At 40.1% G+C, this 9,881-nt stretch carries 8 protein-coding genes; 2 read left to right on the plus strand and 6 right to left on the minus strand.

The annotated features are described in order from the left end of the window. Nucleotides 1-10: 10 nt before the first annotated feature. Nucleotides 11-2,878 (minus strand): excinuclease ABC subunit UvrA, encoded by a 2,868-nt coding sequence (gene uvrA / locus G4P69_RS20950; protein WP_208338533.1) that lies wholly within the window; start codon nucleotides 2,876-2,878, stop codon nucleotides 11-13. A 167-nt stretch (nucleotides 2,879-3,045) separates the two neighbouring features. Between uvrA and G4P69_RS20955 the strand changes: the two genes are divergently transcribed. Then, nucleotides 3,046-3,774 (plus strand): Uma2 family endonuclease, encoded by a 729-nt coding sequence (locus G4P69_RS20955; protein ID WP_208338357.1) that lies wholly within the window; start codon nucleotides 3,046-3,048, stop codon nucleotides 3,772-3,774. Here the strand turns inward: G4P69_RS20955 and G4P69_RS20960 are convergent. The 5 genes from G4P69_RS20960 to G4P69_RS20980 all read right to left on the minus strand — a co-directional run bounded on the left by G4P69_RS20960 (nucleotide 3,771) and on the right by G4P69_RS20980 (nucleotide 8,915). Next, nucleotides 3,771-4,367: a hypothetical protein gene (locus G4P69_RS20960; RefSeq protein ID WP_208338358.1), complete on the minus strand. Its 597-nt coding sequence runs from the start codon at nucleotides 4,365-4,367 to the stop codon at nucleotides 3,771-3,773. The genes G4P69_RS20955 and G4P69_RS20960 overlap by 4 nt on opposite strands. A gap of 291 nt (nucleotides 4,368-4,658) precedes the next feature. Beyond that, on the minus strand, nucleotides 4,659-6,215 hold the full coding sequence (locus G4P69_RS20965; RefSeq protein ID WP_208338359.1) for a TrbI/VirB10 family protein: 1,557 nt from the start codon (nucleotides 6,213-6,215) through the stop codon (nucleotides 4,659-4,661). Between the two features lie 6 nt (nucleotides 6,216-6,221). Next, nucleotides 6,222-6,908, minus strand: coding sequence for a hypothetical protein (locus tag G4P69_RS20970; protein ID WP_208338360.1), 687 nt, complete (start codon nucleotides 6,906-6,908; stop codon nucleotides 6,222-6,224). Nucleotides 6,909-7,011: 103 nt separating this feature from the next. Beyond that, nucleotides 7,012-7,824 carry a hypothetical protein gene (locus G4P69_RS20975; protein WP_208338361.1) on the minus strand — a complete coding sequence of 271 codons (813 nt, stop codon included), beginning with the start codon at nucleotides 7,822-7,824 and terminating at the stop codon, nucleotides 7,012-7,014. A gap of 41 nt (nucleotides 7,825-7,865) precedes the next feature. After that, nucleotides 7,866-8,915 (minus strand): hypothetical protein, encoded by a 1,050-nt coding sequence (locus G4P69_RS20980; protein WP_208338362.1) that lies wholly within the window; start codon nucleotides 8,913-8,915, stop codon nucleotides 7,866-7,868. Nucleotides 8,916-9,479: 564 nt separating this feature from the next. Here G4P69_RS20980 and G4P69_RS20985 point away from each other — a divergent pair. Next, on the plus strand, nucleotides 9,480-9,881 hold a 402-nt coding region (locus G4P69_RS20985), incomplete at its 3' end, for a DUF4388 domain-containing protein (protein ID WP_339385399.1).

A 9,881-nucleotide genomic window follows, 5' to 3' on the forward strand; every position in this document is an offset into this window, starting at 1 on the left:
TTTTAGGGAGTTACACTTCACTCCCTACCTCTACCGCTGGATATTGCTGCAACGCTTGCTTTAAATACTGACCGGTATAAGACCTAGAATTTTCTGCAATTTCTTCTGGCGTACCTACAGCAATAACTTCTCCTCCTTTATCGCCTCCTTCTGGTCCTAAATCTATCACCCAATCAGCACAACGTATCACGTCTAAATTGTGTTCAATCACTAAGACTGAATTACTTTTATCAACCAAACGTTGCAGCACATCCAGCAATTTGTGAACATCATAAAAAGATAACCCTGTGGTTGGTTCATCTATCAAATAAAGTGTCTTACCTGTGGCGCGCCGTGAAAGTTCTGTGGCTAATTTTAACCGTTGTGCTTCACCGCCAGATAATGTTGTTGCCGGTTGTCCAAGTCGAATATAACTCAAACCCACATCTACTAGAGTTTGGAGTTTATTCACTGCTTTAGGAATATTTGTGAAAAACTCTAGGCTTTCTTCAACGGTCATGTTCAGTACATCAGAAATAGACTTGTCTTTGTACTTCACCTGTAAAGTCTCGCGGTGATATCTCGCACCTTTACAAATCTCACATTGTACATAAACATCAGGTAAAAAATTCATTTCAATGACGTTCACGCCCTGACCACTGCAAGCTTCACAACGTCCACCTTTAACATTAAATGAAAATTGTCCTGGTTTATAACCTCTTGCTTTGGCTTCTACTGTTTGAGAAAATACGTCTCGAATAACGTCGAAAACGCCTGTGTAAGTTGCTGGGTTAGAACGTGGTGTTCTACCGATAGGAGATTGATCTATAACAATTGCTTTATCAATCGCATCTAATCCTTGAATTCCATCTATCTCTTTAGGAAAAGGCACTTTTCTCAGAAGATGATGTTGCAGTGCAGGGTAGAGTAATTCGTTGATTAAGGTCGATTTACCAGAACCAGAAACGCCAGTAACAGCAACAAGCTTACCCAGGGGTATTTCTACATTTATATTTTTTAGATTATTGCGGTGAGCATTTTGAATCACCAAACTGAGCCCATTTCCTTCTCTGCGTGCTTGTGGAGTTTGAATCACGCTCCGTCCTGACAAATACGCGCCTGTTAGCGATTTTTCTGCGTCTAGTAATGCTTGTAAATCACCTTGGGCGACAATATCTCCTCCATGAATACCTGCACCAGGACCAATATCAACTATATGATCAGCAGCCCGTATTGTTTCTTCATCATGCTCTACTACAATTAAGGTATTGCCCAAATCGCGCAATTTCACTAAAGTGCGCAGCAATCGTCCGTTGTCTCGTTGATGCAAACCAATACTCGGCTCGTCTAGAACGTACAAAACCCCTGTTAAACCAGAACCAATCTGGGTTGCTAGACGAATTCGTTGTGCTTCTCCCCCAGAGAGTGTCATTGCTGGACGATCTAATGTAAGGTAATCTAACCCTACATCTAAGAGAAATTGCAATCTCGCTTTAATTTCTTTGAGTACCAAATCAGCAATTTGTAGTTGGCGATCGCTCAACTTTAGCTGCGAAATCCTCTCCCGACTCTCCCGAATCGATACCCCAGTCAAATCCAAAATTTTGTACTGTCCCAATCGTACCGCTAATGCTTCTGGTTTTAAACGCTTCCCCTCACACACCGGACACGACTGATCAACCAAATACTGATCTAACCTTTGCTTAACGAGTTCCGAACCACCGTCATACTGCCTTTGCAACATTGGGAGTACGCCTTTGAAATCTTGATCCTTTTGCTTCTTCCCTGTTCCATGTAAAACCACATGTTGCTGTTCTTGTGTTAAATCATTCCACAACGTCTGAAGCTCAAATCCGTAACCTTGACCAAGTTTATATAACAACTCTAAATAATAAGAATGCTCTTTATCTGACCAGGGCGCAATTGCTGAATACATTGGTGCTTGCGGATCTGGTATTACCAAATCTGGAGAGAATCTTCTTAAAGTCCCTATTCCATGACAGTTTGAACAAGCTCCATAAGGAGAGTTGAAAGAGAATAAACGCGGTGATAATTCTTCCATTACCGCGCCATGTTCTGGACAAGCAAAGTTTTCAGAAAAGACTAATTCTTGTTCTTGGTTATCTGAAGTATATATAATAACGGCTATTCCACTTGATTGCTTAAGACACGTAGAAAGAGAATCAACCAAACGCTCTTGAATATCAGGTTTTTTCACAAGGCGGTCAACAACCACCTCTATCGTATGGTTAGAATTTTTATCCAAGTCAATTGAATCAGATAATTCCCTCACCTCACCATCAACCCTAACCCGCACAAAACCTTGAGACGCTAGACTTGATAAAAGTTTGCTGTGTGTCCCTTTTTTACCCCGAACAACAGGCGCAAGAATTTGAAAGCGAGTGCGATCTGGTAGTTCTAGAATGCGATCGCACATCTCGTCTATTGTTTGTGGTGCAATAGAGCGATCGCATAAAGGACAATGTGGTTCACCCGCACGTCCAAACAACAGTCGCAGGTAATCGTAAATCTCGGTAACTGTACCAACAGAAGAGCGGGGATTATGAGAGGTAGATTTTTGGTCAATGGAAATCGCCGGACTTAAACCCTCAATCGCCTCAACATCCGGTTTATCCAATTGTCCTAAAAATTGCCGTGCATAAGCACTCAGGGATTCTACGTAGCGCCGTTGCCCTTCTGCAAAAATTGTATCAAACGCCAAGGAAGATTTGCCAGAACCAGAAACACCCGTGAAAACAATCAGGCGATCGCGTGGTAATTCTAAGTTGATATTTTTGAGATTATGCTGCCTAGCACCCCGGATGCGGATTGTATTTTGGCTGGGGGTGGGGTGAGGGAGATGTCCGTTCAAGGAAGCGGCTAGGTGAGGATTTGACATATCATCTGGCTTTTGGAACACAGGCGACGCGAAATAGTTCTTAATGGTATCACTATTACCTTTAACATGGTAGAACAATAGTACTGTTTTCGGTGATGATGATAACCGTCCCTTGGGAGTAAACGGTATGATTATAAGCAAAGATGGCATAAACGAGGCAATTTACCATGTTAGCCAGTCAGACTACTTATAAAGTGACTTGGGAAAAGTTACCAGATGATTTTGTTTTAGACAATGAGCCTGTGGATAACATTAACCAACCACTCCTCGCAGCAGCTTTAACAGAAAGCTTGGAACTTGCAGGAAGATTACCTAGTAATGCCTTAACAATGACAAATTATGGTATTTGCGCTACAGTGAATGGCCAAATTGTGGTAAAAGCACCAGATTGGGGATATGTACCATCTATTCGAGTATCGCGAGAGCAAATCCAGCGTAGTTATACACCACAACTCCAAGGTGATATTCCAACCTTTGTTATGGAGTTTCTCTCAGATACGGATGGTAAAGAGTATTCCATTAAACCAACGTATCCTCCGGGCAAATGGTTCTATTACGAGCAAGTTTTACAAGTGCCAAATTATGCCATTTTTGAGCCAGATGAGGGAGTTTTAGAAGTTTATCAGCTAGACAGTTCACAGCGCTATCAACTTCAAACACCAGATTTGAACAACCGTTACTGGATTGCAGAAATTAATTTGTTTTTAGGGACGTGGCTTGGAACCCGAGAAAATAGAACCGGTCATTGGTTACGTTGGTGGAATGAAGATGGAGAAATATTGTTATGGGGTTCTGAGTTAGCAGCGAAGGAACGTGAGCGTGCAGATAAAGAGCGTGAGCGTGCAGAACAATTGGCTAAACAATTGCGGGCTTTGGGAGTAGAACCAGATGTTTAGCGCTGAGAATTATTTCTCGTTCTCACGCAATCCCTCTCATTATTATAAGGATCACCAAAAATTGCTAGAGTTTTATACTCAGGTGCACCGTCACTATAGAGAACTTGAAAGGTGTATACTTTTCTTTTTCCTTGACCCTCAGTTACAACTGTTAAAAGTGTCTGATTATCAGTATTAGTCAGTCCGGGTATGTTTAGTTTTTTAATTCTTCTCAGGTGAATGACATTTGCTCCGGAATTTTCACAATCGCCTACTGCTGAACCTTGTTGTTGACCAAACTGCATACACACTGGACCATCAAAGTCTAGAGTTACCTGTGATGGATCGTCCAACCAAACTTTTTTAACCACTTCTCCTGCTTGAATAAAGCTTAAGTTTGTTCCTTGTTGGTACCAAACTTTAATAGTAGGTAATACCCCCCCTAAACCTTGAGCTTGGCAGGAGAATAGGGAACGTAAAATACGATTATTAATAGCTTCTTGGCCCAAGACACGACCTGCTAGCAATAATATTGCTGCCGAAATAATAAAGGAAGCTAAAGTTAACAGATAGTGATTTTTCTGGGTGTTGTCTTGAAAATGGATGTTGTTCATTTTATGAAACGCATCGCCCAACAAAGTCAAAGATTATTGTTGGGAATTGTTTTGCTAAAAAGTGTCCAAACTTCTCAACTTTACCAGAAATTTTGACATTATGAGTCCGTCATTAAAAATTCTGCGGAAAATTTATAAAGAAGAATACAGGAGTCAGGAGCAAGGAATCAGAATGATAAATACTGGTTAAAACTTCGTTCCTTGTGGACGAGATAGGGGTTGAAACTTTTCTTAAAACACATCCCTTTATGGGTTGTGCATTCTGACTCTTGTATTCTGACTTCTGACTCCTCATAAATTGACTTCTTGACTCACAAATATCTCAACTTCTTTTCCTGCAGGCAAATACCAAATATTAGTTCGCTCTTGGAGATTGCGAGAGTTTGCCTGTTGGATACGCCGAGACATTTCCGTAACTGCATTTTTGCCACCACCGTCTAAAGCCGCAGCGAGAATGTTTCTTTTAGGATCGTTTTGGATAGCAGTAGAAGTAGTAGTGGTAGTCACATTACCGCTAGTGGAAGTAGTAGGCAGTGAAATTATTTTTGATTCAGGTTGATTTAAGACTTCTCCTACTTTACCAGCACCGCCTAACAGGAATAATTGTAAATCATTTGCAAGGTGTGATCCTCCACTACCTTTATATAAATCTGCTACTAAAGGTTTACTCCTGGTACCACGAATCGTCAGTGCATCTGGGGATATGCTTTTCTCTACATCTTTGCCATTTTCTTGAGCAACGACTTTAAATACCTCAAGTTCTACCAAGCCTTTGTCAGAAATTGAACGAGTTTTAGTGAAGATTTGTGTACCTTCTGGCAATGCAGTACTACCATCTGCTGCTTTTAATGCTTGGGTCAACTTGACGACAAATATGTTATTATTAGTACGATTCCCCGTACCTTGATTCTGGTTATTCCTATTCTGGTTTAAATTATTGTTAGTACTTTCCCCATATACAGATGTTACTAAAACACCTCTAGCTGTACTACCAAGCTTGACTGATTTATTGGAAGTTTGCCTTGCTATTGTTTGAGTAACTGGAGGAACGTAAGTTGGTCGCTGCTGATTTCTGGCAATATAGTCGTTTTTGGCAGGTTGGAGGGGTTGAGGGTTTCCTACTTGCGCAACTGATGGCGTGACTGGACTTTGTTTACCATTGTTAGAAACTTGACCGTAGCTACCTAACTTTGCTAATCTTGCCCATTCTTGCATCGGATCTGGTGGTGCAGGTAGTGGAGTTGTTTCAACAGAGGGCTCAAGCGTTGGTGGAGCGACTGGTAACTGGTTCTGAGGTACAGGCAATCGCTGAGGGACTTGTACTGTGCGAGTTACGTAAACAGTGCGTTCGGGTGTTGGTGTTTGTACTCGTGGTGTTGGCTTAGCTACAATGGTTGGCGATAGAGGTTTTTGACTTCTCAGTTCTTGTTGTGCTGCTTTTACATCATTTGCTTGTTGAGCAAGAGCAAGTTTTGTTTTAAGTGCTTCTATTTCTGCTCCTTGTTGCTGCTGTAAACTTGCTTCATTAAATGGACGCGATGGCATTTTTGGTACTACAACAGGCTTAGGTTTGCTATGATTGCCACTCATAATTTGTGACAAAAATGCACCTGCAAATAGCACTAGAGCCAAAGTTGCAGCCCCGACGACACCTACTTTGGCAAAGGGATTAGATGATAAGGGTGCAGTGGTTTGAGCTTCTTGTGGTTCTGAAATGGTTGGTTCTTTTAAAGATACAGAATCTTCTGAAGAAGATTCTGTATCTTCTTCTAAACCAACCAACCTTGCCATCCGTAGCTCTAAATCTGTAGTGTCTGAACCTCTGGGTGAAATTTCATATCTAGTCATAATTCTTTAATTTCTAGAGCATTTTATATCTTTTATTTCACATATATTATACACTTCTAGCTCTGCCTGCCCGAGCCTGCGAACTGCTAAGTGTAATGGAAGCGGTGCATCAGGTAGAGGTGCTAACTGTTTGTTTGTTGCGCGCACTAAAATTTGCTTACTAAAAGGTGTTGACTTGCCTAGTTTGTCGGCGCTGCCAAATATCAAACTATTGGCAAACATTTCTACTTTCCACTTACCTGGTTCTATTTGTTCTGGCTGGGTAATTCTCTGTATTATCAATACACTTTCAGTTCCTCTACTTATATTTTCAAATTGATTTCCTGGGTTTAAATTAGTCATTAGTGACTGAAAATTTTTCTGATAATTATCAGCTATTAACTCCGAACCAAGTTGAAGAACTGTTCTTGGTGGTTGTTTCTGTGACCATGTAAACATTAAGGTCATTGTTTCACCCACGAAGCGTCGAATCGTCTCTGGGGTTCGCTCTAAATTCTCTTTAGGTTCTGCTGTTAGAGTACTACCATCTACCAGTTGCACTAAGCTTGGTGCTTTATTTTTACGATTTAATTGCTGCAAGAGAGAACCATGAAACATTAGTAACAGTAATGTAAACAAATGTAGACCAAATGTCACTACTGTCAAAAATGGGAGTATATTCGTTTTTTTGTTTTCTTGGTTAATTAATCGCATTAGGGGCTGGGTATTGGGGGCTGGGTATTGGGGACTGGGTATTGGGTATTGGGAAAGAAACTTCTTTCATCCTTGGTGGTGAAAGAAGTTTCTTTGGGTTTTGCTATTGGTTGAAATTATTTTGCGTATTGCCGCATATGGGAAACTGCTGCCCATTTGGCTTCTCATATTGATCTAGTAGACACAAATTCCGCATTTCATAAATTTCAATTTTTTCAGAACGAACACTATAAATTGCTTTTTGTAGCTCCGTACTTGTGTCGTTTGGATAGGAGAAAGTATCGACTGCTCTGACAAGTAAATCTTTATTGAAAGGAGTTACTATTGTTTTATCTTCAAAACGTTTTTTCTGAATAATATTAGCAACTATGCCAACCTCCCATTTCCCAGGTTCAATGGGTTTAGGAGGATAAACTCGCTTAATAATTAACTGTCCACTTATAGCTTGACTGGGAATGTTGGAAAAGACTTCTGGTGGAGTCATGTTGCCAACTTCGGCTAAGAAACCTTTGCGAAAATCTTCTGAGAGTCCGAAACTCGCAACCCAACTGCTTGTGGTAACTTTTCTAGTACCTTGTGGGGTGGTAATATTTATTCCTGGATCTTGTGTAGGGTTGGTGACTTGTTCTATGGTTTGTGGCGGTAGCGTCCCAGTCCAGTTAAACATTGACGTCATTGTTTTACTAACGAATTGACGAATTGCTTCGTTATCTCTTTCCAAATTGTTGATGTTAGTAACTTGTTTACCGTCAACTAACTGTACAAATGTGGGAATTTTTTGAAGACTCAGTTTGCGAATAGTAAACCCTTGGAAGATTAGTAAAAATAAAGTGAATAAGTGTAAACCTAAAGTAGCGATCGCAAAGGTTCCCAAAAGACTAACTGTTGCTTTTCTTTTTTCCAGTAATCGAACCATGTACCAAATCCCTCTCCCTATTTCCCCTTATTTTTAAGGCTTTACACCCGCTCTCTCACCCACGAAGTTGTATTGCTGATGGCATTAAATACTGCAAACCCCGCAGCAGTAGCCACTAATAAAGATAGAATCGGTGCTAAAACACTCAAAAAGATTATATACCACATCAAGTCTGGGTCAGCATTAGCATCTTGTGCTGGTCCATTGACAATTACTGTAGCAGTCAAGACTGCAATAATGTTAAATGAAATTTTGGCAATTCCAAGAGACAAAAACCCAGTCAGCCATGCAAAAATGGGTTTCCCAGCCACAGGTAGCAAAGATCCACCTATCGCCAATGGTCCTAAAGCTGCTATAAGCAGCATTGTTGCTTCTATCAAATTCTGAAAAGCAAATTGTAAAGAAATTAGAAAACTTTTGATACTCGTTTGTACCGTTGATCCCAGTAAAGCATTAAATGAAACTTCTGATACAGTACCCGTATTTTCTGTAATTTGGTTTACCTTCGTTTCTAGTCTATCAATCCAAGTTTTATTGCCGTATAGATTCCTGTATTCTACCCAAAGGGGATCAATTTTTTCTTTCGCTTTGACAAAGCACTCAGTTTGTTGATCACCTGTCAATGCTTGACAAGGACGCAAAAAAGAACCTGCTACTTCTTCTGCAATACTCAAGTTCAGTGCTTGCTGGTAATTTTGATCGATATCCCCAGCTTTCACAACTTGCTGATTAATGGTGTTAATATAATTTCTTACACCCAGCGTTAGGTCAGAAAGCACTGTTCCATTTCCTGGATTAGCTAATAATGCTACCACAATAAAGGGCCAAATCAAATCCGATAGCGGACTAGAAGACTCAGCATATATAGCATCTCTTAACCACCTGATCATGAAAAACAGTAGAGTTCCTACTGCAAAAAAGATACCTAAATTTGTCAGTGCACCATACAAGTTAGTATTGGTGTTATTTTGCAACAAATCTACCCACTGATTATTCCAACTATCTGTAATGGTTTTTGCTGTTGTCGCACCATTATTGATAAAATCACCAACATTGACTTGCGCAAAAACCCTTAAAGTATCAAGCCACATTTTTGCTCTCCATTAACAACCTCCTTCGGGGTGGGTGTGGGGTGTAGGGTGTAAGGCATGGGGCATAGGGCATAGGGCACGGGGCATGGGTTATGGGGTATGACGCGTGGGGTTTGGAAAAAAAGGTAAATCCTACGCAGTATTAAGGGACTGTTTATTCTTGTATGTTTTATACTTCTTGAGTTACGCTGCAAATCCTTAAATGTGACACTCAGAATTTTCTTGGGTGAGCATCTACGATAAGACGGTTTTAGAGAGCGTTTCCAGCAATTATAAAGAGATTGCCTTATTCTTAGCGAGTCACCTTTGCATCACTACAGAAAATCAAGCAGGTGAACAAAATTTAACACGGCTAGAACGCCTCTTATAACCTTAGAAACAATCCTTAGAAAGAAAGGTGGCTAGTGACCACCCTAAAAATATCTGTGTGAAAATCGTCTTGAGCTATTCTGCTATTTGGTAAATAGCATGATTGTTCTCATATTCAGATATTGCTGTGAATGCCAAAAAGGATATTCACAACCTTTCCATTACAAATATTTCTTTGATCCCCACACCATACTTATGAATACTATCCCTATTGGTAGATACAGATTTTTTCAAACTCTTCAGCCACTCTCACTATTAACTAAAATCACTAATGAAACCTCTAATGGTTGTTTGCAAGTTTTCACCACTTCAGCTTCTTGGTCATTTTATTTTAATGAAGGTAAACTGATTTACGCCTCCTTAGTGGAGAAGAAGTTTGAGCTTATTTACAGAAACTTACGGCGATTCAATCAACAGATTCCTACTCTACACAATGGAATTTGTAAGCAAATACAAGTTATTTTTGAAACAGGTATTGAAAATCAAGCAATACCAAACCCAGATTATCTAGCTATTTGTTGGTTAGTTAATCAGAATTATCTAACTCCTACTCAAGCAGGAATACTCATAGAACAAATAACTTTAGATGTTTTGGAG

The sequence above is a fragment of the Aetokthonos hydrillicola CCALA 1050 genome, from assembly GCF_017591665.1.
In the GTDB taxonomy this organism is placed as follows: domain Bacteria; phylum Cyanobacteriota; class Cyanobacteriia; order Cyanobacteriales; family Nostocaceae; genus Aetokthonos; species Aetokthonos hydrillicola.